The 25,703-nt window shown below is 43.2% G+C and carries 22 protein-coding genes; 21 read left to right on the forward strand and 1 reads right to left on the reverse strand.

Translation table 11 applies throughout. The annotated features are described in order from the left end of the window. Window positions 1-5 precede the first annotated feature (5 nt). The 19 genes from ACFTRD_RS02490 (at window position 6) to ACFTRD_RS02580 (ending at window position 21,116) form a co-directional block, all read left to right on the forward strand. Window positions 6-1,199 (forward strand): glycosyltransferase family 4 protein, encoded by a 1,194-nt coding sequence (locus ACFTRD_RS02490; protein ID WP_379377598.1) that lies wholly within the window; start codon window positions 6-8, stop codon window positions 1,197-1,199. Between the two features lie 7 nt (window positions 1,200-1,206). Continuing rightward, window positions 1,207-2,514: an O-antigen ligase family protein gene (locus ACFTRD_RS02495; protein ID WP_379377599.1), complete on the forward strand. Its 1,308-nt coding sequence runs from the start codon at window positions 1,207-1,209 to the stop codon at window positions 2,512-2,514. Then, window positions 2,511-3,674: a glycosyltransferase gene (locus tag ACFTRD_RS02500; protein WP_379377600.1), complete on the forward strand. Its 1,164-nt coding sequence runs from the start codon at window positions 2,511-2,513 to the stop codon at window positions 3,672-3,674. The genes ACFTRD_RS02495 and ACFTRD_RS02500 overlap by 4 nt, the downstream gene beginning before the upstream one ends. A gap of 1 nt (window position 3,675) precedes the next feature. Then, window positions 3,676-4,758, forward strand: coding sequence for a glycosyltransferase family 4 protein (locus tag ACFTRD_RS02505; RefSeq protein ID WP_379377601.1), 1,083 nt, complete (start codon window positions 3,676-3,678; stop codon window positions 4,756-4,758). A gap of 37 nt (window positions 4,759-4,795) precedes the next feature. Beyond that, entirely contained in the window at window positions 4,796-5,941 is a 1,146-nt protein-coding gene (locus tag ACFTRD_RS02510; protein ID WP_379377602.1) for a glycosyltransferase family 4 protein, read from the forward strand. Between the two features lie 27 nt (window positions 5,942-5,968). After that, on the forward strand, window positions 5,969-6,865 hold the full coding sequence (locus tag ACFTRD_RS02515; protein WP_379377603.1) for a glycosyltransferase: 897 nt from the start codon (window positions 5,969-5,971) through the stop codon (window positions 6,863-6,865). Then, window positions 6,865-8,250: a lipopolysaccharide biosynthesis protein gene (locus ACFTRD_RS02520; RefSeq protein ID WP_379377604.1), complete on the forward strand. Its 1,386-nt coding sequence runs from the start codon at window positions 6,865-6,867 to the stop codon at window positions 8,248-8,250. The genes ACFTRD_RS02515 and ACFTRD_RS02520 overlap by 1 nt, the downstream gene beginning before the upstream one ends. Further along, a complete protein-coding gene (locus tag ACFTRD_RS02525; protein ID WP_379377605.1) occupies window positions 8,216-9,208 on the forward strand; it encodes a polysaccharide pyruvyl transferase family protein in 993 nt (330 codons plus the stop codon). Before ACFTRD_RS02520 ends, ACFTRD_RS02525 begins: the two co-directional genes overlap by 35 nt. A gap of 46 nt (window positions 9,209-9,254) precedes the next feature. Continuing rightward, a complete protein-coding gene (locus tag ACFTRD_RS02530) occupies window positions 9,255-10,643 on the forward strand; it encodes a sugar phosphate nucleotidyltransferase (RefSeq protein WP_379377606.1) in 1,389 nt (462 codons plus the stop codon). Then, the gene (locus tag ACFTRD_RS02535) at window positions 10,640-11,971 is read left to right on the forward strand and encodes a UDP-glucose dehydrogenase family protein (RefSeq protein ID WP_192264701.1); all 1,332 of its coding nucleotides are present in this window, start codon (window positions 10,640-10,642) and stop codon (window positions 11,969-11,971) included. The genes ACFTRD_RS02530 and ACFTRD_RS02535 overlap by 4 nt, the downstream gene beginning before the upstream one ends. Window positions 11,972-12,012: 41 nt before the next feature. Continuing rightward, a complete protein-coding gene (locus ACFTRD_RS02540; protein ID WP_379377607.1) occupies window positions 12,013-12,930 on the forward strand; it encodes an LCP family glycopolymer transferase in 918 nt (305 codons plus the stop codon). 46 nt (window positions 12,931-12,976) lie between these two features. Further along, on the forward strand, window positions 12,977-13,558 hold the full coding sequence (locus ACFTRD_RS02545) for a VanZ family protein (protein ID WP_379377608.1): 582 nt from the start codon (window positions 12,977-12,979) through the stop codon (window positions 13,556-13,558). A gap of 87 nt (window positions 13,559-13,645) precedes the next feature. Continuing rightward, window positions 13,646-14,158 carry a hypothetical protein gene (locus tag ACFTRD_RS02550; RefSeq protein WP_379377609.1) on the forward strand — a complete coding sequence of 171 codons (513 nt, stop codon included), beginning with the start codon at window positions 13,646-13,648 and terminating at the stop codon, window positions 14,156-14,158. Window positions 14,159-14,695: 537 nt separating this feature from the next. After that, a complete protein-coding gene (locus ACFTRD_RS02555; protein WP_379377610.1) occupies window positions 14,696-15,604 on the forward strand; it encodes an ABC transporter ATP-binding protein in 909 nt (302 codons plus the stop codon). Then, the gene (locus tag ACFTRD_RS02560) at window positions 15,597-16,391 is read left to right on the forward strand and encodes an ABC transporter permease (RefSeq protein ID WP_379377611.1); all 795 of its coding nucleotides are present in this window, start codon (window positions 15,597-15,599) and stop codon (window positions 16,389-16,391) included. Before ACFTRD_RS02555 ends, ACFTRD_RS02560 begins: the two co-directional genes overlap by 8 nt. 176 nt (window positions 16,392-16,567) lie before the next feature. Next, window positions 16,568-17,641, forward strand: a complete 1,074-nt coding sequence (locus tag ACFTRD_RS02565) for an AI-2E family transporter (protein WP_379377612.1) — start codon at window positions 16,568-16,570, stop codon at window positions 17,639-17,641. 314 nt (window positions 17,642-17,955) lie between these two features. Next, window positions 17,956-18,351, forward strand: coding sequence for a GntR family transcriptional regulator (locus ACFTRD_RS02570; protein WP_379377613.1), 396 nt, complete (start codon window positions 17,956-17,958; stop codon window positions 18,349-18,351). 24 nt (window positions 18,352-18,375) lie between these two features. Then, window positions 18,376-19,476 (forward strand): DUF1648 domain-containing protein, encoded by a 1,101-nt coding sequence (locus tag ACFTRD_RS02575; RefSeq protein ID WP_379377614.1) that lies wholly within the window; start codon window positions 18,376-18,378, stop codon window positions 19,474-19,476. A 50-nt stretch (window positions 19,477-19,526) separates the two neighbouring features. After that, window positions 19,527-21,116: an alpha/beta hydrolase family protein gene (locus ACFTRD_RS02580; RefSeq protein ID WP_379377615.1), complete on the forward strand. Its 1,590-nt coding sequence runs from the start codon at window positions 19,527-19,529 to the stop codon at window positions 21,114-21,116. Between the two features lie 146 nt (window positions 21,117-21,262). On the opposite strand, the gene ACFTRD_RS02585 is transcribed toward ACFTRD_RS02580, so the two are convergent. After that, on the reverse strand, window positions 21,263-22,609 hold the full coding sequence (locus ACFTRD_RS02585) for a hemolysin family protein (RefSeq protein ID WP_379377616.1): 1,347 nt from the start codon (window positions 22,607-22,609) through the stop codon (window positions 21,263-21,265). Window positions 22,610-22,984: 375 nt separating this feature from the next. Between ACFTRD_RS02585 and cls the strand changes: the two genes are divergently transcribed. After that, window positions 22,985-24,424 (forward strand): cardiolipin synthase, encoded by a 1,440-nt coding sequence (gene cls / locus ACFTRD_RS02590; protein WP_379377617.1) that lies wholly within the window; start codon window positions 22,985-22,987, stop codon window positions 24,422-24,424. A gap of 346 nt (window positions 24,425-24,770) precedes the next feature. Further along, entirely contained in the window at window positions 24,771-25,682 is a 912-nt protein-coding gene (locus ACFTRD_RS02595; protein WP_379377618.1) for a YitT family protein, read from the forward strand. Window positions 25,683-25,703 lie beyond the last annotated feature (21 nt).

The raw sequence follows: 25,703 nt of genomic DNA on the forward strand, positions 1-25,703 counted from the left end.
GATGCGTGCAAAAAATAGTGATTGCCCACAGTTTGTATCCGCCGCATGTTATTGGAGGGGCTGAAATATCTACACAGATTCTTGCCCAGACCCTTGAACCCAGTTATGACGTTAAGGTCATTACGGTAGGTGGACACAAGGAAGGCGAAGTGCGGACAGATATCGTTAACGGTATCGAAATTATGAGATTGCCATATAACAATCGTTACTGGATTGGTGATTCTGCGAGGCAAGTATCTACTTCTGACAAAGTGTTATGGCGAGTACGGGATATATTCAACATCAGGCAGTATCGACATATTAAACGATATCTTGCGCTGACACGTCCGGCTGTCATTCATACTCAGAATATTACGGGACTCAGTCTGGCAATTTGGAAAGCGGCCTTTGAACTGGATATTCCGGTGGTGCATACACTTCGAGATTTCTCACTAATTGAGCCTATTCAAATATCAGCATATTCCAGATTGTACAGACAAGTCTCCAAGAGATACAGCCGCTCGATCTCGTCGGTAATTGGCATATCCGAACACATACTTAAGACGCATACAGCACTGGGGTTCTTCGAACACGCCTCCAAACATGTCATCCATAATATTGTAGAAAATAATGATCAGGTCCAGGAACTGTATGCTGGCAAAAAAGTTCGTCATGATCAGCCGCTTAACATCGGATATTTTGGACAATTGACCGAAGTAAAGGGTGTTCAATATTTGATCGAAGCTGTGAAAAAATTGGATGAGAAGGTTGCGGGGAAGCTGTTCATTCATGGGGATGGTCCAATGCTTCATCAGCTGCAGGAACTCGCCGAATCAGAACCACGCATCATTTTTGTGGGCAAAGTGGATAAAACACAGATCGCCCCTCAGATGAAGGAGATGGATCTCACCATCGTTCCTTCCACATGGGATGAACCTTTTGGGAGGGTGGTCATCGAATCGTATCAGGTAGGCACCCCCGTATATGCCTCAAAGGTGGGAGGCATGCCGGAGATTCTGCTGGATATCGAAAAATTTTCATTCACTGCTCATAGTGCTGATGCCATTTGTAAGGCGATCCTCCACTATTATGAGCTGTCCGAGTGGGAAAAAAGTCAATTAAAGCTTCAATGTTATGCACACAGCCAGTCTTTTAATGAAGATTACCTTCTCAAGGAACATGCCAGCATCTATGAGAAGCTAATCAGGTGTGGAGGTTAACATGTACATGACTTCTTTGGATGCCAAATCTCATCCGTATGTCCAGGTGAGATCCGAATCTCCGTCTTCCCTATTTACGGTGTCCATTCACTTTTTACTCATCTATCTATCCATCTACGGTTTGATATCCATATATGTAGATAATATTGTGATTCGTTCGTTGAAGGATGTAGGCATGGTGCTGATTTCCTTATTCGCACTTACTAGAGTATATCGTCAGCAGATAGCTTTCTTAAACCCGTTCCTGTTTATACTGGCATCCATTATAGTCCTGGGAGCACTGAACGTACTCATGGGTTCCAGCGTGGTCACTTTGATCTATGGAATCAAAATTACGTTTTTACCTTTGGTAATGTTATTTGCAGGTATGCTTACGGCGCAATATGGTGGAATCTACGCATTTGCCAGAACCAATCTGATTATTTTTATAATGCTCATTGCAGGATGGTTAATTCAATACGCTCTGGGCATTGAAAAGCTGATCACGATGGGGTTTGTATACGGAGTAAACATCAAAAATTATCTTGAGGGTGTACCACGTTTGTCTTCCATTACGTATTCACCTGATGGTTATGCGTATGCTCTGCTTATGACAGGGATCATTGCTGAACGAACCAAAGCAGCAGTGAACCATCGGAGTTTTCGCATAGGTATCCAACTGCTGACCATCAGCTTCTTGTTGTTGTCCACCATTCGATCTGCACTATTGCTATGGTTCGTGTATCAAGTAGTTATGTTTTTTCTCCATATTCGCAAATACAGCAAGAAAAACACACTGATACTGGCAGTTACGTTCATGTTGCTCCCTGGAGCAGTATTTTTCGGGGGAAGAATGCTGCAATCTAAAAATCTTCTTTCCATTACTTCCTTATTGGATCGATTACAGACATGGGGAAGTAGTCTTACATCTCCCTTCACAATGAATGGGGTTATTGGTAATGGCATTGGGTCGGTAGGGGCTGCAAGCCGTAGAACACATATGATGGGTTTGAATTCCAGTAATTTTGCGGTAGACAATCAGTACTTTTCCTTATACGAACAGACAGGTTGGATCGGACTCGTTTACTTTTCCATTTTATTTATGTGGATTGTCGTCTCGCTTGTGAAGCGAATGAATACTTTACCGGACTCGAATGGTTTGCGTCTGCCCCAGGTAGCACTTTCTCTTGGAGCAGGAGTGGCAGCAGCAAGTTTAACAACGAATGTACTTGAGTTGTTTCCTGCCAACGTTTTCTTCTGGATGGTCATGGGAATGGCTCTTTATCAGTATCGCGAAGCAGACGATATACCTTACAAAGCGGGTGAGCTTAAATGAAGGTTTTGCATATAGGAGAGTATGTTGTTGGTGGTGTAGCGACCTACTTAAATGAACTCGTCGCCTACCAGCGTCATATTTTTGATGTTTATTTACTGATGAGTGACTATAATTCAGCTTCTGATTTCGATTTAGCGTCAGATCGCATTTTTCGTTACAAGTACAAGCGCCACCCCAAACACTTTTTTTCAGCTATGAGGCAGATTCACCAAGCCATACAACGGATTCAACCGGATATTATTCATGTTCATAGCTCATTTGCGGGTATGCTCGCAAGGGGCTTATTTTTTATTACGCCTCGAAAAGCGAGCGTGTTTTATTGCTCCCACGGGTGGTCCTTTTTAATGGATACCAAACCATTGCACAAAAAGGCTTATTTCATGATCGAAAAAATATTGGAATTCAAAACGGATTTTATCATCAATATTTCAAAGTATGAGCTGGAACAGTCCGTTCAATTAGGGATGTCTCCTGCCAAATCAAGGTTTGTGTACAGTGGATTGCGGGATCGTAAAAATGACCGGCGACCAGAGCATTCTTCGCCCGTTGTTCATGAGGATGCAGAGAAGACGAGTGCCATTCAGCTCTTATTCGTTGGCAGATATGATCGGCAGAAAGGGCTGGATCTTCTTCTGGATGTACTTGGGAAATACCCTGAGCTTCAGCAGTTGATCCGGCTATATGTTATCGGTGATAGTGTACTGGAGAAGAATGAGTGGAATTTTCCTGAAAATGTAGTTCGGCTGGGATGGGTGAACAATGCGGAAATTGATCACTATTACAAGCAATGTGATGCGATTATCATGCCTTCCAGGTGGGAGGGACTACCTTTGGTCGCCCTGGAAGCGATGAAGAACCACAAGCCAGTGATCGCAAGCAATCGAGCCTCTTTGCCGGAGTTAGTCTCACATGGCATGAACGGATACATCTTTGATCTGGAACGACCCGAAGAGCTGAGAGAGATTCTTATGAATCTGGATAAAGTGACCTTGGCTGCCATGGGAGAAGTTGGTCATGGTATATACAAGGAGAAGTTTAGCTCTGATCGAATGAATGAAGAGTTCGTTAGTCTCTATTATGAAGCGAGGGATATGGGCGTTACCTTCCATGGGGTTCATCCGGCTTCACGCCTGGAAATTTCAAAGAGAAATGGAGAATGACATGATTAGAATATATATTAATGCCCGCTTCCTAACTCAGACCGTTACCGGAGTACAGCGGTATGCTATTGAGCTAATAAAGGAAATAGACAAACTCATTGAAGAGGGAGAGGTAGATGGAACAAGATATGAGTTTTGTCTGCTTTCCCCCGCAAATGTTATTACCAAACTTGAATTAAAGCATATCCGTCACCAAGTGGTCGGCAGATTCAAGGGGCATCTGTGGGAGCAGCTTGAACTTCCACTCTACGCAAGAAAAGGGTTGCTGATTAATCTTTGTAATACAGGCCCGGCGTTTAAACGAAATCAGGTCGTTACGATTCACGATGCATCCGTATTCAGTTATCCGAAGGCCTTTTCTTTTGCTTTCCGTTCATGGTATCAGTTTTTAACCGTTAGGTTGGGGAAAATATCCAAAAAGGTGATCACGGTATCCAATTTCTCCAAAGGAGAACTGATCCAACACTGCAAAATTGCCGCGCAAAAGGTAACCGTCACTCACTTGGGTATTGATCATATTCATCACAGGCAGGCTGCTCAAGGGACACTGGAGAAATACGGAATTCAATCCCCATATGTCCTTGCAGTCAGCACCATGAATCCGTACAAGAACTTCAAGTTGATTTTGGAAATTTTGCCTGAGGTGAAGGCGCAAAATTTGAGTGTGGTTATTGTTGGATCGAAAAATAGCAAGGTATTCAGCAATCATGCATTGAACGAATCGGATGGGGTAAATTGGGTGGGTTATGTGACGGACGAAGAGTTAAAAGCACTGTATGAACATGCGGCTGGCTTCATTTTCCCGTCGTTGTATGAAGGATTTGGATTGCCGCCGCTGGAGGCGATGGCGCTCGGTTGTCCGGTAATTGTATCTTCTCGAGGGTCCATTCCCGAAGTATGTGGGGATGCTGGACTTTACTTTGATCCTCATCACCCGCAAGAAGCTGCTTCACGCCTAGTCGAGATCATGTCTGATCCGGAGCTTGGTCAGAAATTGTCCATTCAGGGCAGAGAACATTCGGCTTTTTTCTCCTGGAACAAATGTGCCAAGGATACGGTCAACGTTATTATGAGTACGGTGTAAGAAGGGTTTATGTTGTCTTTTAAGGGAGATAGAACCTATGAATAAAGTATTTGTTGCTATTGATTTCCCGCCTGAAAAAGGAGGGATTCATGATTATGCTTATGGACTTATATCTCAGATTCCGGCAGAAGAGACTACGGTTCTAACGAATAAAATAAAGAATGTTGCCGAATCTGAACAATTCGACCAGAAGACCGATTTCGAGATTATTCGAAAACGTATTTTTTGGGATTCCAATAAACTTCTGCTCATCCTCTCGCAGCTAATTCTGATTATTCAGCTTATTCATCTGAAATGGCGCAAAAAGACAGACGAAATACATTTTGTTAACATATTCCCGGTAGGCATCGCAGGCCCGTTGATGAAGTTTTTTTTCGGGGTGAAATACTTTCCTTATGTTCATGGGCTCGATGTGATGGGGATGGTGAACAGTAGACTATTTCCACTCCTGTTATTCATTTTGAAGCGGTCCGACAAGGTGATTTCCAATAGTCAATATACCAAGTCCAAGCTGGTGGAACTGGGGATTTTGGAACAACAGATTGTTATTATTCCACCAGGATTAAACGTAAGCAAATTAAACGGTGATGCTGGGCTTCAGCAAGATATCCGGGATAAATATGATCTGCACGGCAAAAAAGTAATGATAACCGTTTCTCGTCTCGTGGAACGCAAAGGTCATGATGTCACGCTTAAAGCCATGAGCCAAGTGATTGAACGGATTCCAGATCTTAAATATGTAATATGCGGAGATGGACCCTATAAAGAACAGCTGGAACGTCTGGTGAGACAGTACGGGTTGGATTCTGTAGTTGTTTTCACAGGGCGGACGACTGACCATGAGCTGCATCAGTTATATGAATGTTCTGATCTGTTCATTATGCCTAGCCGTGATATCAAGGAAAAAGGTGATGTTGAAGGTTTCGGAATTGTATTTCTTGAAGCCAACTACTACAGATTGCCTGTGATTGCGGGGAATAGTGGCGGCATACCTGATGCGGTAAAGGACGAAATAACCGGTTATCTCGTAGATCCTATGGATGAGAAGGAAATCGCGAATCGGATTGAAGAATTGATTACCGACGAGGGACTGGCCAGAACAATGGGGAATAACGGGTATGAGTGGGTTACCAATCATTGTCTGTGGTCGCATCGTGGGAAGCTGTTGAAGCAATTAGCCTAAATTAAAAAATGTAATTGGGGTGAGATCATGAAGGCTTCAGTATCCATTTGTACACACAACAGAGCAGTAGACACGATGCAGGCTGTTGAAAGTGTTTTGAATGGGGATACGGGTGGTACAGATTACGAAATTCTGGTCATTGATAATCATTCAACAGATAACACCAAAGAATTATTCGACTCACTCAACTTGCCAGAGCATGTTCGCTATATTTTCGAGCCGCAACTAGGGTTATCTTATGCTAGAAATAGAGCAATCAAGGAAGCAAAAGGGGAATTTATTTTATTCCTGGATGACGACGCATTAGCGTGTCCTAACTGGATTAAAGAAGTCGTTAAAATATTTGATATGGATCCCCGGATTGGATGTGTCGGTGGGAAAATAAATCCCATTTGGGAGGGGGGGAAACCTGATTGGATCCCACAGGATATCGTTAGTTTGTACACGTTAATGGATTTTTCTGACGAGGTTGTTGAAATGCAGGCGCCATCTATTCCTTTTGGAGCTAACGTAGCATTCAGAATGAGTATTTTTCAGCAGATTAAACCGTTTAGAGAAGATTTAGGACGTGTCGGTAGTAATTTAATGTCGAGTGAAGAAAGTGAACTAATCGGTCGGGTTCGCTTAGAATATAAAGTTTTTTACAGTCCATACGCTATTGTAGAGCACAAAATAGCAAAAAGTAGGCTGACTAAACGTTGGTTGCTACGAAGAGTTTATTGGCAAGGCATTAGTGATGCAACACGTTATAAGAAGAGCGGATGGGGAATATTCAAGCATACGGTAAGGATTGTTCAAGCGGTGTTTTTAATATTGATCTCATTCAATAATGTGCAAAAGGTAATGAGTGAAATGGCCAAGATATCTTATCGTAACGGAACGATCGTAGGGTCTTTCCGGAACGGCAGAGGACTGAACACCTGATGAGCATGGCCATTGCCAAAAAGCCAAGGCAGCGCAGCATGGTGCAGACCATTCTCATGACCAGTTTTGCCAATATTCTCATTATGGCTGTAACGACTCTCACGTCTATTATCACCGCCCGCATGTTTGGGGCAACTGGTAAAGGGGAACTTGCGGCTGTACTGTTCTGGCCCGCCTTTATATCTGGTCTAGCTGCAATAGGTCTTCCAACCTCGTTAATCTACAATGTCAAAAAGAACAGAAATCAATTACCAACCTACATCAGCATGAGTTTTGCGGTTCAAATTCCTATCAGCTTAATAGCTGGAGTGGTAAGTTGGTTTGGTATCTCGTCCTGGCTGACCGGATATTCGGAATCTGTCATTTCCATTGCACGCTGGTATACGGTGTCCATGGTTCCTGTCATGCTGTTTATGGGAGTGCTTGCAGCAGCCGCTCAAGGAACAGATAAATTTCATATTTATAATTTATCGAGGCTGTTTGCTCCCTTATTTAATCTTTTAGGTCTGGTATTGTTGTGGGTAACAGGGATATTGACGGTGGAAAGAGCGATCATAGTCAGTTTTGCAGCCAATGTACTAGTATTAGTATGTTACATGTATGCCATGCGTCAGCAAATATTCAGTTCAGTAAGCAAATTGGCTGGTCAATTCAGAACCTGTATTCACTTATTCAGTTATGGCATTCGAGTATACGGTGTAGAATTGCTTGGTACTTTGTATAACCAGTTCGATAAAATCATTATTTTGGCTTTGCTTACACCCAAAGATTTTGGGCTGTATTCGGTTGTTTTTGCCCTCTCTCGAATGTTTAACGTAGTTCAGACTGCGATAACGAATGTTATCTTTCCAAAAGTCGCAGGCATGGAGCAGCAGAAGGTATTAACTCTTGTAGGCAGAGCTTTCCGCATTAGTATGGTTCTTATGACGATTATCATCATACCTAGTATGCTGATTGGTCGTTTTTTTATTGGTATTCTGTTCGGACCGGAATTTCTTGAAGCTAGCGGTGTGTTTTATTTGTTATCTCTGGAATGCATCGTTGGCGGAGGATCCTGGATTCTGGCCTCGGCATTCAATGCGCTCGGAAGACCAGGTGTAATTGTACTTCGGCAGATTGTCGCACTGGCTGTGACCATTACTTTATTTTTTGTGCTCACTCCAATTCTGGGTCTATACGGAATAGGGTTAGCATTATTGTTGGGTTCCTTTGTACGTATGTTGATGTCACTGGCATCGGTATCCATTATTTTCAAAATGCCCATGCATAAGATGCTGTACAACAAGGAAGATATTACGTTCTTAAAGGAAAGATTGAGAGAGAAAAATTTACTCAAAGGAGCCGGAAAAGATGTCAAACGTGCAAAAGATTCATCCCATGGATGAATTGAAAAAACGGCTTGAATCGATACTGGAGGTCATACCTCCCTATTCCAAAATTTATTATATTGATTACCCTGTGTATAGCAATGGGGGGGATATATTAATTATGAAGGGAGCAGAAGCCTTTTTTAAGAGCAATAATATTAAGGTTTCTGCCAGATATAGTGTGCATGATTTTCATGAAAACATTCATATCCCAGAGGATCACATTATCGTTCTTAGTGGGGGAGGAAACTTCGGGGATTTGTATGATGCTCACCAGAAGGTGAGAGAAACACTTGTTCAGAATTTTACCCGACACAAAATAGTAATTTTGCCTCAGACGATCTTCTATAAAGAGGAAACCAATATTCTTAAAACAGCGGCAATTTTTAATAAACATACAAATCTCCATTTATATGTACGAGATGAGCCATCTTATCAGTTGGCCTCTACGTATTTTATAAATTGTCATGTTGCTCTTCTTCCAGATATGGCGCATCAGCTTTGGCCAATCGAAGTTAAAGATAACCCAAGCAAAGAGAGACTCAACTTTTTTAGGACCGATATCGAAAAAAATTCAGAACAAACACAACTGGTAGTACAAGGTGATCATTTGGATTGGCCTTCTCTATTTAACAGATATGAAAAGAAGCTGATCTATTACATCAGTAAAGGACTAAAAAAGCCTTCGACAAGAGCCATTTCACAATTTTTATGGATGAAATATAGTGATTATTTGGTGAACAAGGCAATTCGTTGTTTCGCTGACTATCGCATGATTCATTCTTCCAGATTACACGGGCATATCCTGTCCTGCCTGATGGCAAAACCCAATGTGCTGATCGATAACTCTTATGGAAAGAACTCGGGATATTATCGGATATGGACTCATGAAGTGAACACGGCAAACATGGATTCCTCCTCAAAAGTGAGCTCTCCACCTGCGCCTAAGTATATGGAAACAACCGCAACAGTATAAAATCCGGGCTCAATGTGTGTAAAATATAGAGAGTGGAGTGATGACTATGAGAATCGTACTTCTCTCCGGTGGATCAGGCAAGAGGTTATGGCCCTTATCCAACGATACGAGATCGAAGCAATTCCTTAAAGTACTGGAGGGCCCTGAAGGGCAGACGGAATCCATGGTGCAGCGGGTATGGAGGCAACTGCAGCATACGGGACTAAGCGAGCAGGCCACAATTGCAACGAGTAAGCCGCAGGTGGAGATTTTACGGAGTCAACTGGGCGATGAGGTTGATCTTGTCGTTGAGCCGGAACGCAGAGATACCTTTCCTGCGATCGCCTTGGCGGCGGTTTATCTGTACTCGGTACAGGGTGTAAGTCTGAACGAAACGGTGGCTGTACTTCCTGTTGATCCATATGTGGAGGAATCCTTTTTTTATAAAGTTACAGAGCTTGAAGATGTATTGGATGAGTCTGGTGCTGATTTGGCATTAATCGGGGTGAAACCCACTTATCCTTCAGAGAAATATGGTTATATTATTCCGGATCAACATGAAACTGAAGAACATATACAATACGCCAAAGTGTCACGTTTTCAAGAGAAACCCTGTGAAGCTGAAGCGGCAGAAATGATCGAACAATCTGCCCTTTGGAATTGCGGGGTTTTTGCATTCAAGCTGAATTATCTGATTAATCTGCTGATTTCCCTTGAGCTGCCAATTCAGTATGAGGAGATGCTCAAACAATATGGAAGATTACAGAAAATCAGCTTTGACTACCAGGTCGTGGAGAAAGCCAGTCATATTGTGGTTACACCTTATGAGGGGTATTGGAAAGACCTTGGTACATGGAATACGCTGACGGATGAGATGAGCACCCATATTGTGGGCAGAGGTGTAGTGACGAACAGTTCGGTAAACACACATCTGATCAACGAATTGAACATCCCGGTGTGTGTGCTGGGAGTATCCAATCTGATCGTGGCTACAAGTCCGGATGGAATTCTGGTCAGTGAGAAAGAGGCAAGTCCACAGATTAAAGAGATTCTTAAGGATAGCAATCAACGCCCCATGTATGAAGAACGCCGCTGGGGTTGTTACAAGGTGCTTGATTATACACGTAATGCCAAAGGAGAAGAGGTATTAACCAAACGCATTATTATTGGGGCAAACAAGAATTTCTCTTATCAATACCATCTCAAACGAAATGAAGTATGGACAGTCGTTTCAGGACAAGGCGAGTTGATTCTGGATGGTGAGCTGAGACTGCTGAATCAGGGGGAGATCATTTCCATTTCGGCAGGCAGTAAACACAGTGTGAAAGCCGTAACGGAACTCGAAATTATCGAAGTACAGATGGGCAGCGAGCTGGTAGAAGAGGATATCGTGCGAATTGAGATGGAATGGACAGATATTATCCAAAATTGTGTGAATTGGGGGAAAACAAGATGAATATTGCAGTGATTGGAACAGGGTACGTAGGTCTTGTATCGGGAGTATGCTTCTCGGAAATCGGCAATCAGGTCATCTGTGTGGACAACAATCAAGCCAAAGTTGAAATGCTCAATGAAGGTCACGTTCCCATCTATGAGCCTGGACTCAAAGAGCTGATGGCTTCCAACATGCAAGCGGGAAAACTGTCGTTCACTTCCAATATCGCTGAGGCCATTAACCAGTCCGATATTATCTTTATTGCTGTAGGTACACCCTCACTTCCGAGCGGCGAAGCCAACCTGAGCTATGTAGAGCAAGTGGCTGTTGAGATTGGAAGTCACATTGAGAGTTATAAAATTGTAGTAACCAAGAGCACTGTACCTGTAGGCACCAATGATCGTGTCCGCGAGCTGATCAGCAGTATGTCATCCCAGCCTTTTGATGTAGCTTCTGTTCCCGAGTTCCTGCGGGAAGGAACAGCGGTCAAAGATACGTTGAATCCTGACCGGATTGTCATTGGAACAAATAGTGATCGTGCGATTAAAATACTAAAGAAACTTCATCGGCCATTGACGGAGAATTTGGTCATTACGGATATTCGATCAGCCGAAATGATTAAATATGCTTCCAATGCATTTCTCGCGACCAAAATATCATTTATCAATGAAATCTCGAATATATGTGAAAAAGTAGGGGCCGACGTTACACGAGTAGCCGAAGGCATGGGCTACGATAAGCGTATTGGAGCTTCCTTTTTAAAGGCAGGCATTGGCTATGGAGGTTCATGCTTTCCAAAAGACACACAGGCACTAATTCAAATCGCAGGCATGGTCGACTATGATTTCAGACTATTAAAATCTGTTGTACAGGTAAACCAGGATCAGCGTTTCCATGTCATTCACAAACTGGAAGAGGCGCTGGGTTCGCTAAAAGGAAAAACAATTGCAGTCTGGGGATTAGCCTTTAAACCGGATACAGATGACGTGCGAGATGCTCCAGCGATCGATATTATTCAGCATTTAAGCAACGCAGGAGCGGTGATAAAGGCTTATGACCCTATTGCAACTGCGAATTTCCGTAAAGAGGTAGATGTAGCCTCCATCTCATGGGAAGAGAATCCACTCCACGCTGCTGAAGGAGCAGATGCCCTGTGTGTGTTGACCGAGTGGAAGGAATTTGCTCATATTGATTTGGCAGAGTTGGCCGAAGTCATGAAGGATCCCATTATGATTGATGGTCGTAATTTGTACAGTGCGGAACAGATTCAAACATCTAATCTTCAATATTATTCTGTTGGTCGTCCGGGTTTGAAGAAGCTTGAGGGCAAAACGGCAGCAATCATTTAATCAAACCAGTTATCATCTTGAATGTAAGTGAGGAAGATCCCATGAAAAAGTGGATTAAAATTACAACGTGGATTGTTTCCCTTTTTGTGATTGTTGTGTTTGGTTATGCCATATATCTATACCAATCCGTTAAATCAACTGCTGACCAAATTTATGAGCCTCGAAATCCTGTGAAGCCTGTCTCCGTCACGGAGAGTAAAGGTGGGCTTCCAGTGGATATCCATAGTAAAGAGCCTTTTAATGCACTCATACTTGGTGTGGATGAGCGTCCAAATGATGCGGGGCGCTCGGACACAATGATTGTGCTAAGTGTCAATCCAGAGAAAAAACAAGTGCTCATGTTTAATATTCCGAGGGACACACGAACCGAAATTGTCGGACACAATACAGAAGATAAGATCAATCACGCATATGCCTTCGGAGGCGTGGATATGTCGGTCAATACCGTCGAGAAATTTTTGGGAGTCCCCATTCATTGTTATATGAAAGTGGACATGGAGGGCTTTGCCAAAATCATTGACCTGGTCGGAGGCGTGGATGTAAATAATCCTTTTGCCTTTGATTATGAGGGGAAGCGTTATGATCAGGGAAATATTCATCTGGATGGTATTGCTGCGCTCGGCTTTTCAAGAATGCGCTATGATGACCCGAAAGGCGATTTGGGCCGCAATGATCGACAGCGTGAGGTTCTGAAGCAGGTGCTTAAGAATACAATGCAATTTTCCAGTGTACTTCATATTCAAAATATGCTTGATGAACTAGGGACTCATGTCAGAACGGATGTTACTTTTGATGAAATGAAGGAACTTATTCTTGATTATCGCAGTGATCTGGAGAATGTCGATACAGTAGAGATTCAGGGGAAAGGCGAAAAAATCAATGGGATATATTATTATATTGTCGATCAGCAGGAAAGGGATCGAATTCACGGAATACTGGAAGATCATTTGAAGAAATAAAAGATAAGAAATAAGGAAAATCGTAAATGTTCCAAGAAAGAAAGTGGTGAAGACATTGCTTATGGAGGAGGACTTCGGGAAAAGAAAACATAAACATAAACGCAGTCAACGACCGTATATGTATATCCTTTCAATGCTGATGGTTGTAATCTGGGTACTGGTAATCTGGTCTTTTTCGACACAGTCGTATCAGCAGCAGACCATCCAGCCTTTGCTGCATAAATGGGCTCAAAAAGTGAATATCGGATCCGCATTACCAGATGTTCAATTCACATATGGCGAGCATGAGTATTCGCTAAGACAAAGACCTTATGATTTTGCCGAATTTATATTTCGCAAGAGTGCCCATTTATTTATATATGCAGTGCTGGCAGGGTTGGTTTATGGTGGCTTGCGATACAGGAAGATGCGGTTGATGACATGTATCATTGCAGGTCTGGCAGTGGTGGCCGTGATTGCGTCTGTGGATGAATATATTCAGCAGTTTAGCCCGAATCGGACCAGTTCGATTCGGGATGTCGGTGTAGATCTGCTTGGGGGATGTGGAGGAATTGCCATAGTAATGGGACTTCAGGCGATTCGCAGGACAATCAGATCATCAAGGTATTCTCCAGGCAAAAGAAAGTGATTTCCCAGGAAATGCTGCTCGTCGATTCCAGCTTCTACTTGCCTGCTATCCATCATAAGTATGGGAGTAGGACAAGGGGGGCTGGACATGCTGCGAAGAAGGAACCGGAATGCGCTGCTCAAAAAAGTCGGATTTATAGCTCTTGTGTTATTGCTGTTGTGGCTTATAGGCAGAACGATTCCCTATTTGTTTCGTGCGGATGCACCAGACGAAGCTGCTGCAATTGTCGAAGAATTTTACAAATATGAGCAGACGGGAGATTTCGGCAGTTCATGGGAACTTTTTCATCCGTTAATGAAGGAACGGTTTCCCAAAAGCGTCTATTTACAGTCCAGAGCACATATTTTCATGCAGCACTTTGGGGTGGAAACCTTTGAGTTTGAGATGGAAAAGCCCGAGCGGGAGTTTGACGTAACTGTAATGGATGGTGTAAAGCCATTCCCGGAGGCGTATCGTATTGGAATTACACAGCAATATACAGGAACCTTCGGGCAATTTAAAATTGTGCAGACCTGTTACGTTGTGCAGGATGGGGAGGATTGGACATTGCTTTGGTATTATCCGAAGAATGGAGATAACCAGCATGAAAGCAGTGACTAGTCATGAAAAATGATAATAACCCATACAATGAACCGATTTGTATCATTTGGACGAAAAGGAGCTCTATGAATGCGAGACTTTTGTCGCATTTATAGAGCTTATTTTGCATTTTATCTCTTTTTATGCCAGTAAATCCTTGACATTGGTCCTGGTGTGAAGTAAATTACGAGGTAGATACAAAATGTATCAAAATCCAGCGTCTAACGACAAATAACAGGGACTTCAATGCTCCTTGTGAGGGGAAGGAATATCATTGATCGAAATGGACCGCTTTTACTGTGTCAGTTGTGGGATGATTGTGTCGGTCGCTAGGGGTTCTGTCGAACTAAAGGAAGAGGACTGTGTAGGCAATCACGTATTTCGCACCGGATTCTATCGGAGTGAGATGCCGCTTGGATGCTGTGAAGCGTGTGTAGTTCAAACGAAACGCCAGGGGAAAACCCAGTTTGCGGGACAATATACTAAAGATTATGATACACTGTGTTCATATGAGAAACGGGCATAATGTTAATGTCCGTCGATGAAGGAGGAAATGGAATGCAGCAGGAGCCGGTCGTCCGTCTTCAGGGCGTCAGTAAAATCATCTCCTCCCGATCATTGGTCAGTGACCTGACTCTGGATATTTCTCCGGGGCAGGTTTTTGGTTTTTTAGGACCCAATGGGGCGGGGAAAACAACAACGATTCGAATGATGGTTGGACTAATGTCCATTACTAAAGGAGATATCATCATCTCGGGGCACAGTGTAAAGAATGAATTCGAGCAAGCGGTAGCCCAGGTAGGAGCCATTGTCGAGAATCCGGAAATGTACAAGTTTTTGAGCGGATATCAGAATCTCGTTCACTTTGCCCGGATGTCACCTGGCATTACAAAAGAAAGAATTGCCGAGACGATTGAACGTGTCGGGCTTACAGCTCGCATTCATGACAAGGTAAAGACCTATTCTTTGGGAATGCGCCAACGTCTCGGTGTTGCACAGGCCATATTACATAAACCAAAGTTATTGGTACTGGATGAGCCAACCAACGGGCTTGATCCGCAGGGAATACGGGAACTCCGGGATTATTTGCGTCAGCTCTGCCAGGAGGAAGGCATTACTGTTTTTGTATCCAGTCACTTGTTGTCGGAGATGGAGCTCATGTGTGACACTGTTGCGATTATCCAGAATGGCAAGCTGATCGATGTGAGAAATCTGAAGGCTGAAGCGGGGGCGGATGTCCTTGCTGAAGTTGCTTTTGAGGTAAATGATGCGGAGCGTGCGGCTGAACTGATTAGCGAGGCTACCGTGCAGGGCAACGCCATTGTGATTCGTTTATCCCGGGAGCAGATTCCGGACATAAATGCCAGACTGGTCAGTGAAGGGTTCCAGGTATACGGTATTCGTAATGTGACCCGTACACTGGAAGATCAATTTTTGCAAGTGACTGGGGGCGGAAGCATTGGGTAATTTCGGCAATCTGATTATGAATGAAAACATGAAAATTTTCCGTCGTCCGCGTACCTGGATTATGTTATCCATTCTGGCATTAATCGCACTGTTGCTGCCGGTTTTGCTAAGAGAAGGTATGGGGTCCAGTGAAGTTCCCTTCTGGCAAGCAGCGATTACAACCGTACAGGTCGTCTTTTTCCTGAATACCATTTTCTGTGTCGTCATTGCAGCCGAATCGGTAGCCGGAGAGTTCACCTGGGGAACCATTAAATTGCTGTTGATCCGTCCGTGGTCGCGCAGCAAAATACTGGCTTCCAAATATCTGACCGTGATTGGGTTTAGTATTCTGAGCACGTTCCTTGTAGTAATTCTGGCAACCGTAATGTCGTATCTGCTGTTCTCCCATTCCGTACCTCAGGATGGAAGTGGGGCTTCTGCGTCATATGCATTTACATCATGGGGATATCTGTACGTGGACCTGTTTATCACACTCGCTATTGCCTTTATGGTTTCCTCTGTGTTTCGTTCAGGTGCATTGGCAATCGGTTTATCTCTATTTATCATGTTTACACAGAATTTGTTCTCGCTGATCTTTAATCCTGTCCGATATGACTGGGCCAAATATGTCCTGTTCAATAACATGGATCTTAGTCGATATATGAGTCCAGGGACAGACATTGGGATGATGGACGGTGGTAATGCAGGCATGACACTTGGTTTTTCCGTTGCCGTCCTGGCCGTGTACTATGTCATCTTCATCGTCATTTCATGGGTTGTATTCAGCAAAAGAGATGTGGCAGGCTAACCGCCTGCTTCTTTTTTTTGCTCCCAGTTCTGTTTTGGGAAGAAAACGAGTGTATATTCAGCATCAGCTGTGGCATGACTGTCATTTAAGGGTACTTACTATCATAAGTAAATGACCAGGTTACATATCAACGCCGCAGTCCATTGGCAGAGCAGCGTATGGAGGGATCACGTTTCTTGATAAACAACAAGTTTTACCGCATATGCACAGCGATTATTTTGCTGCTGCTCATCGTGTATCTGGGGGATAAAGTCAACTTTATTTTCAGTCCTCTGACCTCACTGATTCACATCATCATGATTCCGCTGCTAATTGCCGGTTTCTTCTATTACCTGCTTCGCCCGCTCGTCGATTATATGGAAAGGCACAAAATGAAGCGAGCTTTGTCGGTAATTCTTATTTATGTGGTGATTGCGTTAATCATGGCAGGGTTCAGCGTACTGGTATGGCCTTCATTGCGGGAGCAGCTGTTGAATTTTGTGGAAAATGCCCCGGCACTGGTTACTTCGCTTAGCAATCAGTTAAGTGAATTCGAAAAGAGCGGTTTCCTTTCCAAATATTTGCCCGAGGGTTCCGATCTATTCTCACGGCTTTCCGAATTTCTGAGTCAAGGGATTACACAGGTGACGGATTATGTATCCGGGTTGTTCTCGGTGGTATCCAATCTGGTCATCATTCTGGCGACATTCCCGATTATGCTGTATTACATGCTTAAGGAAGGCAGCAAATTTGGAACCAATCTCACACTGTTGCTCCCTAGACGTTACCGTAAGGATGGAGAAGAGACGGTCCATGAAATCGATGAAGCACTAAGCAATTATATTGTTGGGCGGGTTATTGTTAATGTGGCATTGGGTATTTTGATGTACATTGGTTTTCTGTTTCTCGGGTTGCCCTATGCCCTTCTTCTGACAGTTGTATCCATCATTCTGAACTTCATTCCCTATGTGGGGGCATTGCTGGCAGCCATTCCTGTCGTCATTGTGGGGTTTATCGAGTCACCTTCGATGGCCATCTGGTCACTGGTCATCATTGTGATCGCCCAGCAAATTCAGGATAACCTGATCTCACCTTACGTCTATGGCAAGCAGCTCGATATTCATCCACTGACTACCGTTATTCTGTTGCTCGTGGGTGCGGACTTGGGGAACATCCTGGGTATGATTATCGTGATTCCGCTATATATGATCCTGAAAATTATAGTTCTCAAAATCCATTATCGGATTGTCGAAGATAAGACTGAACTTTGAATGGAATTTAAAATACAACTTTGTCATGTGTCTCCACTAATGTTTGTCCTTGAATAACATAGATAAGCTCATCAGGATAAGCCGCATATCAATGGTGAAGGGTCAGGTAAGCTTGCCCTCGCGATTGATATGCGGCTTTATTCATAATAGGCTACTCAAAATGTGGGTGAGCCAAAATAACTCATATCCTCGTGATATAAACTCCTGAGTCAATCCCCCTTGTACTCACACTTCATTATTTTCATGCTTATTGCTCATTCGTGTTATACCTGTTATACTTGGTATATAACAGATGACAAAAAGAAGGTGAACTCTTGATTATTCAACTTGATATGCAATCCGAACTTCCCATCTATTCGCAATTGGTTTATCAAATTATCGAAGGCATTGCTAGTGGTGAGCTACAACTAGGTGAGGCGCTACCTTCGGTTCGGAATTTGGCAGCAGATATTGGTGTTAACCTTCATACGGTCAATAAGGCTTATACATTACTCAAGCAGGATGGATACATTCTAATTCATAGACAAAAGGGAGTTGTAGTAAACCCTGATGGAATGCCTGATTTAACGGATGAGTTTTTGAAAAAGCAGCAAAGAGAACTAAGACCGATGATTGCCGAAGCGATATGTCGAGGAATGACCAAAGAGGAGCTTTCTGCGGTATTAGACCAAATTTATGATGATGTAAAGATGGGTCACAACAAGGATTAAACGAATCAAAGGAGTGTGTTATGTATGCAGCTATTCAGTGTATTACCTATCATATTAATCTTTGCTCCATTAGCCTTACTTCTATCCTTTGCGCCATATGTGACAAGGGAAACCATTAGCTTTGGGGTTACGGTAAGTGAATATAATTACTACACATCCATCTTACGTAAGCTACGGAGAACGTTTGCTACTGTAAGTCTGATCGGAAACGGGATGATTATAGTTGTCTGTCTGTATTTACTCCGATCTGGTAATGAAGAGTCTACCGCAATGATCACCGGTGTGTGCACAATGATGTTCATTGTGTACTGGGCAGCACTACATATATTATTTCATTTCAAGATGAAAAAGATAAAGGGAACACTTCCAACTGTAGAAGCACCTCAAAGGGTTAACATTGATACCACCTTCCGCCAAAATAAACTCACCTATTCCAACTATTGGTTTCTAATTCACATTGCTATTATTGTAGCTATTGCAATCATTTCGATCCTGAATTATAAGTCACTACCTAACGTCATTCCAATGAAATATGATCTTCAGGGCAATGTCACTTCCAGTGTGCCCAAAACCTATCTCTCGGTACTGGCTATTAACCTTGTACAGCTAGGAATCATTGCACTTATGATGTTGGTGAACTGGAGTATTAAAACAAGCAAACAACAGCTTACTCCATCTAATCCTGCCCAATTTGCTGCTGAACATATCCGATTTCGCCGTAAGTGGTCCCTATTTACGATCATAACAGGCTTGCTTCTTACCATCTTATTTGCCTTCATTCAGATAAATATGTTCGTTCCTAATCAGGTCTTGTTAACAGCGATTAGTCTAATCACCTCAGTGGCGATCTTATTAGGCGCGATATTGCTGTCTCTCACAGGCAGACAAGGCGGTGGAAAGATTAGGAATCATCAGGAAGATCGCGAACGATCTAAGGAGCAGCCTGTGAATGACGATGATTATTGGAAGCTTGGTTTTATTTACTTCAATGCCAATGATCCTTCTTTTACTGTAGAGAAACGTTATGGAATAGGTTGGACGATTAACTTCGCCCGTCCACTATCTTGGGTCCTGTTGTTATTCATCATTGCTATTGTTGTTTTAAGCAGAGTTCTGAGCCAATAAAAGCTCATAGACTATGCATATTATAAAAATGATTTGGAGGAGTTATGACGATGAACAATTGGAAAAAGTTATTATGTTCTCTTACTGTCGTATGTCTTATCCTGCCGGTAACATCCATCTCAGCAGCTGCTGAGAAACCTTCTGGTCATGAAAATCTGGTTCCTGTTCGTGAGATTGCAGCAAAGAATGGGGCAGAGGTATCTTGGCAACAACAAACAGGAGAAATCACAATACGAAAAAGCGAGCTTACGATTGTAGTTAAGGTAGGAGATAAACAGGCGATTGTGAACGGGCAAGTCATCCCCTTAGACAATCCTGTTCAGTTAACGAAAGGGGTTACCTTTATGGATGAGGGATTTCTTACCGAGACACTGAAGGCAGCACCTGAGGATATGTTCATTTCACTTTTAAGTGAGGGTGATGGCAAGGAAGCTGCGAAGTATGTTCATACCTCGGTGAGTGGAGTGTTGTCACCTACGTTGTTGAGTCAGTTATGGACAGCATTAGAAGGTCAAAATGGTAAAATCACAAATAAAGCCATAGCTAAACACGTAGAAAATAACACAGTGCATCGCAATGTCACCTACACTTTTAAGACAGAGCTTACTAGTATAAATATTACGGTCAGAATGAATCATAACGGGTTTGTGGATGACTTGTATATTGCCGCTGCTGCACCAGATGTGTATCAAAAGCCAAGCTACGACGACCCATCTGCCTATACAGAACAAGACATTACGGTTGGTCAGGGTGATTTAGCTTTACCAGGGACATTAACTTTACCCAAGGGTGATGGACCTTTCCCGGTTGTAATTCTAGTACATGGATCTGGACCCAACAATCAAGATTCTGCCATTGGTGGTGCAAAGCCATTTCGCGATCTCGCTGTGGGCTTGGCTTCAAAAGGAGTTGCTGTATTAAGATACGATAAGGTCACATATGAGCATACCTATAAGGTAGCTTCACAGCCTAAATTCACATTAAAACAAGAAAGTGTGGATCAGGTAACCGATGCAGTAGAATTACTTAAAAAGAATACACATATTGATTCTACAGCGATTTATGTAGCTGGACATAGTCAAGGCGGGTTTGCATTACCGTTGATCATTGCTGAGGATAAACAACATGATATTGCAGGAAGTATTCTACTTGCTGCACCAAGTAGTAGCTTTGTGGATGTGCTTACCGAGCAGCAGGACGAATTGGTAGATCGGATGAAGCAGCTTGGTTTAGACACGGAGATCATTAAAAGACAAGCTGAATTTTATAAAAATGTTGCTGCGATAGTTAAAGATCCTAAATATTCTGTAGATCATCTTCCTGAGGCGTTTCCGCTTCAACCTGCTTATTGGTGGTTTGAGCAGAGAGATTATGTGCCTGCGGAACTGGCTAAAATACAAAATACCCCTATGCTTATTATACAAGGTGAAAATGATGTGCAAGTGTCTATGAATCAATTCCAAAACTGGAAATCGGCTCTTCAAGATCATTCCAATGTAACGTACAAAAGCTATCCAAAGGTAAATCATATTTTATCTAGCTTTGATGGACTTTCGATTGGTCAAGAGTACGCTGAGCCATCTAATGTCTCTAAAGCCATTATCGATGATATTGCGAAGTGGGTATTAAAATCAAACTAAAAAAGGGATGATAAGTTTCATTCTTGGTTGAGTGATAACATAGGGAAGTGACACCTGGAGCGAGAAATAATAAGAAGAAGAAGAGCACTTACCAATGTAGGCAAGTGCTCTTCTTATTATATATGAAATTGCTTTATTTAGGCCAATTAGGCCTCTTTCTCGTCTTCATCGGTGTAATCAGACATGGTCAATGGTTCTTTAGGAACAACGGCCACTTTGTAGAAACGATTCTTGTCTTTTTCCAGCAAAACGAAGGTCAGATTCTCGAACTCATATTCTTCCTGTTCATTCATCTCTGGGCGATGACTATAGAGCCATCCACCAATGGTATCCCATTCATCAGCATCCAGGTGGGACATAAACATGTCATTTACCTTGGACAAGGATACCTTGCCGTCCATAATCACGTAGTTCTCATTGATGACCTGAATATCTTCCACTTCGTCTGCGTCGAACTCGTCGCGGATCTCACCAACAATCTGCTCAAGCACATCCTCAATGGTTACAATTCCGGAAGTTCCTCCATACTCATCGACCAGCACGGCAATATGCACGCCATCCTTCTGCATCTTCTTAAGCAGATCCTTGACCGGGGTCGTTTCGTGAACAGCGGATACCGGCTGAATCAGGGAAGACAGATCGACAGGTTCGTCGTTTCCGTATAACTCCAAGAAAAATTGTTTGGTATTAATGATACCGATAATATCGTCTTTGCTCTCATTTACAACCGGAAAACGGGTATATTGTTCCTGTCGGATAATATCCAGATTTTCCTCGTTTGATCTATTTACATAAAGGCAGACCATATCAGTCCGGGGTACCATGATTTCTTTGGCAAGCATCTCATCAAAAGCAAAAATCCGGCTTACATATCCGAACTCGGCCTGGTTGATCTTTCCACTCTCAAAGCTTTCATTGATAATAATCTGTAATTCTTCTTCCGAATGCGCATCTTCATGTTCTGATGCAGGTTTGATTCCGAACAACTTGACCAGTTGATTCGCTGAGCTGTTTAACAGCCAGATAAAAGGATACATAATTCGGTTAAACCAGATGATAGGTGTAGACGTCAGCAGAGCAACGGCTTCGGCTTTGCGGATTGCAATCGTTTTGGGGGCAAGTTCACCAACGACCACATGCAAATACGTGATGGCAACAAACGCAATAACAAACGATAAGAATGAAGAAACAGCCTCAGGTATGTTCATGCTTTCAAACACAGGGTGGAGAATTTTCTCAACCGTTGGTTCACCCAGCCAGCCCAGTCCCAGTGATGTAATCGTGATACCCAACTGACAGGCAGACAAATATCCGTCCAGGTTGGCAACGGCTTGTTTGACAGCCAAGGCACGCTTGTTTCCTTCCGCAATCATTTGGTCGATCCGGCTCGGACGAATCCTCACCAGTGCGAATTCCACTGCAACAAAAAACGCCGAAAATCCTATCAAAATCGCAACCAATACTAAATTTAACGCATACCTCTCACTGTCCATTAACTAGTCTTCTCCTTTAAGTAATAAGTTTTTAACGAATATTATATCTAATTTTACGTAAGAAGACCACCTCCCGATGAAGAAAACAGGAAGAGTCTGGAAGCGGAGTTGCTCAAAAGTGCGTGATACTGCTAATTTGCTGACTTGAAATAATAATATGTAGAAGATAACACAGTCAGAATATACACCGACAGAGCATGGAATGACCTGCTGATCACCATAGGTAACTGAGGTTCGGATGTAAAACTTTATCTGAGCAAACGTTACGAAAGGGGCTAACATTGGGTATCTATGATTAGTTAAAGGCTTTATCGTCAAAGCTGATGTAGTGAGAGAGAACGGCAAGATTGAACCTTGCCATGAGGGGGAAGCCGAATGTTTTGGCTGGTCATTATACTGCTCATATTTATTTTTCAGGCAGCCACCATTCTCTTGCTGGAATTCCGTAATCCAGCGAAAGCTGTGGCATGGCTGTTTATTTTAATTTGTGTGCCTTTGATCGGTTTCGTTGTGTATTATTTTGTGGCGCAGGATTACAGCAAACGTAAGAAAGTCCGTAAAGGCGGGTCGCGAATCTTTCGGGAAATACGGGAAACGATCTGGGAACAGGCCCATATTATCGAGAATGCCAGTCAGATGCCGGACAGCCGATACATCCATCAGCATCGTTTGTTTAACCTGCTGTCACACCTGTCCGAGAGTCCGATTACGGGCTGCAACAAGAGTAAAGTATTAACAAACGGTGAAGAGGCATTTGCAGCCATGCTGAAGGCGATGGAACAGGCAGAGCATCATCTCCATGTTGAATTTTATATTTTCCGTGATGACGTTATCAGTACAAAGTTTCAGGAAGTCATGATCCGTAAAGCAAAAGAAGGCGTCAACGTGCGGTTCATATGCGACGGACTGGGCAGCCATAAAATGAGCGGGAGCTTTATCCGCAAATTACAGGATGCTGGCGTAGAGTTCCATTACTTTCTTCCACCGCTTATTGCAACAATTGATCGGAGGGTTAACTACCGAAACCACCGTAAAATTGTTGTGGTGGACGGAAAGATTGGATTTGTGGGTGGAATGAATGTTGGAGATGATTACCTCGGGCAATATCCCGATGTTGGATTTTGGCGGGATACCCATGTGCAGATTGAAGGGGATGCCGTATATTTTCTGCAAAATACGTTCCTGAATGACTGGAAACTGGCCTCCGGCGAGCAGATTACGGAACCTCAGCTGACAGCGCTGTTCCCGCCCCATATTTGCAGCGGAAAAGAAAGAATTCAGGTTCTGGCCAGCGGGCCGGACCAGGAATGGGATGCTATTCAGGAAATGTGCTTTGGTGCGGTTTCCGTCGCGTCCGAACGCATATACATTACAACACCCTATTTTATACCAGACCCTGCTCTGTATGAAGCGATCAAGACAGCTGCCGTCAGCGGGGTCGATATAAAGATTATCATCCCGTATCAATCGGATTCCCGGCTTGTCCATCTGGCCTCGTTATCTTATGTCGAAGAATTATTACGAGCCGGAGTAAAATTTTATCAATACCGTAAAGGTTTCGTACATGCCAAGGTTTTGATTGTGGATGATTTGCTTGCGACGGTAGGTACAGCCAATATGGATATGCGCAGTTTTTTCTGTAATTTTGAGTTGACCGCAGTGTTGTTTGAGGCATCATCCATGGAACGACTCACAGAAGACTTTGAGCGGGATTTGGATGATTGCAGTCAGATTAATGTGAAGGTGTTCCAGGAGCGTTCTCGATGGCAAAAAGGGGCCGAAATGCTTTCCCGCATGCTTTCTCCGCTGCTTTAGCCGTTTTAGGGCCAATTTCTCAAGATAAATTCACTTTTTGTGAATTTATCTTCTTTTTGCTAACTATTTTGCTCAAATTTGATCTTTTATGATATAATAGTTATATAAATTATGTCTTGGCGAAGGAGGGGAGTCTGCGGGAAAACAGGCTCCCTTTTGCTCTCTTTTGAAAGTGTCAACCGGAATTAAGACATACTTGAATACATTTCATATAGCCTTTAGGTGCTTTTAATGCAGGGTGCGTATAGAATCGGAACGATATTGTTCTTCTATATGCTGAAGTCCCTCTAGGTACTTAAATGATTTATGAAATGGATTCACACACTGATTTAACGGGGGGGATACCATGTCCAATGTAACGGTGAAAGAACTAACAGCCAAGCAAGCTGACCGCGGGGTCAAAAGCTCGGTGTTTACATTAAAGCTGCTGCAACGTATTGTGATGATCCTGATCGGTGCTGCACTAATGGCTGTATCGCTTGAAGTGTTTCTCGTACCGAATGGTGTTATTGATGGTGGGATTACGGGTATTTCAATTATGGTGTCAGAACTTACAAATCTGCCACTCGGCGTATTCCTGACCTTGCTCAACTTGCCTTTCCTGATTCTGGGTTACAAGCAGATTGGTAAAACATTTGCGTTATCCACATTGCTGGGGATCGTCGTCATGTCCATTGGGACTTCGTTATTGCACCATGTTCCTGCATTAACACCAGGGGAGCCTTTGCTCGGAGCTGTATTTGGCGGATTGATCCTGGGTGTCGGTGTTGGACTCGTTATTCGGTCTGGTGGTTCACTGGACGGTACGGAGATTGTGGCCATCCTGCTTAGTGAGAAGTCGCCATTGTCTGTAGGACAGATTGTACTGTTCATTAACGTATTTATTTTCGCAGGTGCAGGATTTGTATTCGGTTGGCCGAATGCCCTGTATTCCATGATTGCATATTATATTGCGATGAAGATGATTGATATCGTGAATGAAGGACTGGATCAGTCCAAATCGGTATGGATCATTAGTGAAAAGTATCGTGATATCGGTTCAGCCCTGACAGACCGTCTTGGTCGTGGGGTAACTTTCCTGGATGGAGAGGGCGGATTCAGCGGGGACGAGAAAAAGATCATCTTTGTTGTCATCACTCGCCTGGAAGAAGCCAAACTCAAGTCCATCGTTGAAGATTGGGACCCGCAAGCCTTTGTGGCAATCGGTAACATTCATGACGTGAAGGGCGGACGTTTCAAGAAAAAAGGTATCCATTAGCGATGTATATACGCATGAATG

The organism is Paenibacillus sp. NPDC056933, from assembly GCF_042674385.1.
Taxonomy (GTDB): Bacteria; Bacillota; Bacilli; order Paenibacillales; family Paenibacillaceae; genus Paenibacillus.

Bases quoted from the DNA above. Each gene is read 5' to 3' on its own strand.
- ACFTRD_RS02495 (WP_379377599.1), top strand. From the start codon at position 1,207: ATGACTTCTTTGGATGCCAAATCTCATCCGTATGTCCAGGTGAGATCC.
- ACFTRD_RS02500 (WP_379377600.1), top strand. From the start codon at position 2,511: ATGAAGGTTTTGCATATAGGAGAGTATGTTGTTGGTGGTGTAGCGACC.
- ACFTRD_RS02505 (WP_379377601.1), top strand. From the start codon at position 3,676: ATGATTAGAATATATATTAATGCCCGCTTCCTAACTCAGACCGTTACC.
- ACFTRD_RS02510 (WP_379377602.1), top strand. From the start codon at position 4,796: ATGAATAAAGTATTTGTTGCTATTGATTTCCCGCCTGAAAAAGGAGGG.
- ACFTRD_RS02515 (WP_379377603.1), top strand. From the start codon at position 5,969: ATGAAGGCTTCAGTATCCATTTGTACACACAACAGAGCAGTAGACACG.
- ACFTRD_RS02520 (WP_379377604.1), top strand. From the start codon at position 6,865: ATGAGCATGGCCATTGCCAAAAAGCCAAGGCAGCGCAGCATGGTGCAG.
- ACFTRD_RS02525 (WP_379377605.1), top strand. From the start codon at position 8,216: ATGTCAAACGTGCAAAAGATTCATCCCATGGATGAATTGAAAAAACGG.
- ACFTRD_RS02530 (WP_379377606.1), top strand. From the start codon at position 9,255: ATGAGAATCGTACTTCTCTCCGGTGGATCAGGCAAGAGGTTATGGCCC.
- ACFTRD_RS02535 (WP_192264701.1), top strand. From the start codon at position 10,640: ATGAATATTGCAGTGATTGGAACAGGGTACGTAGGTCTTGTATCGGGA.
- ACFTRD_RS02540 (WP_379377607.1), top strand. From the start codon at position 12,013: ATGAAAAAGTGGATTAAAATTACAACGTGGATTGTTTCCCTTTTTGTG.
- ACFTRD_RS02550 (WP_379377609.1), top strand. From the start codon at position 13,646: ATGCTGCGAAGAAGGAACCGGAATGCGCTGCTCAAAAAAGTCGGATTT.
- ACFTRD_RS02555 (WP_379377610.1), top strand. From the start codon at position 14,696: ATGCAGCAGGAGCCGGTCGTCCGTCTTCAGGGCGTCAGTAAAATCATC.
- ACFTRD_RS02575 (WP_379377614.1), top strand. From the start codon at position 18,376: ATGCAGCTATTCAGTGTATTACCTATCATATTAATCTTTGCTCCATTA.
- ACFTRD_RS02580 (WP_379377615.1), top strand. From the start codon at position 19,527: ATGAACAATTGGAAAAAGTTATTATGTTCTCTTACTGTCGTATGTCTT.
- ACFTRD_RS02585 (WP_379377616.1), bottom strand. From the start codon at position 22,609: ATGGACAGTGAGAGGTATGCGTTAAATTTAGTATTGGTTGCGATTTTG.
- cls (WP_379377617.1), top strand. From the start codon at position 22,985: ATGTTTTGGCTGGTCATTATACTGCTCATATTTATTTTTCAGGCAGCC.
- ACFTRD_RS02595 (WP_379377618.1), top strand. From the start codon at position 24,771: ATGTCCAATGTAACGGTGAAAGAACTAACAGCCAAGCAAGCTGACCGC.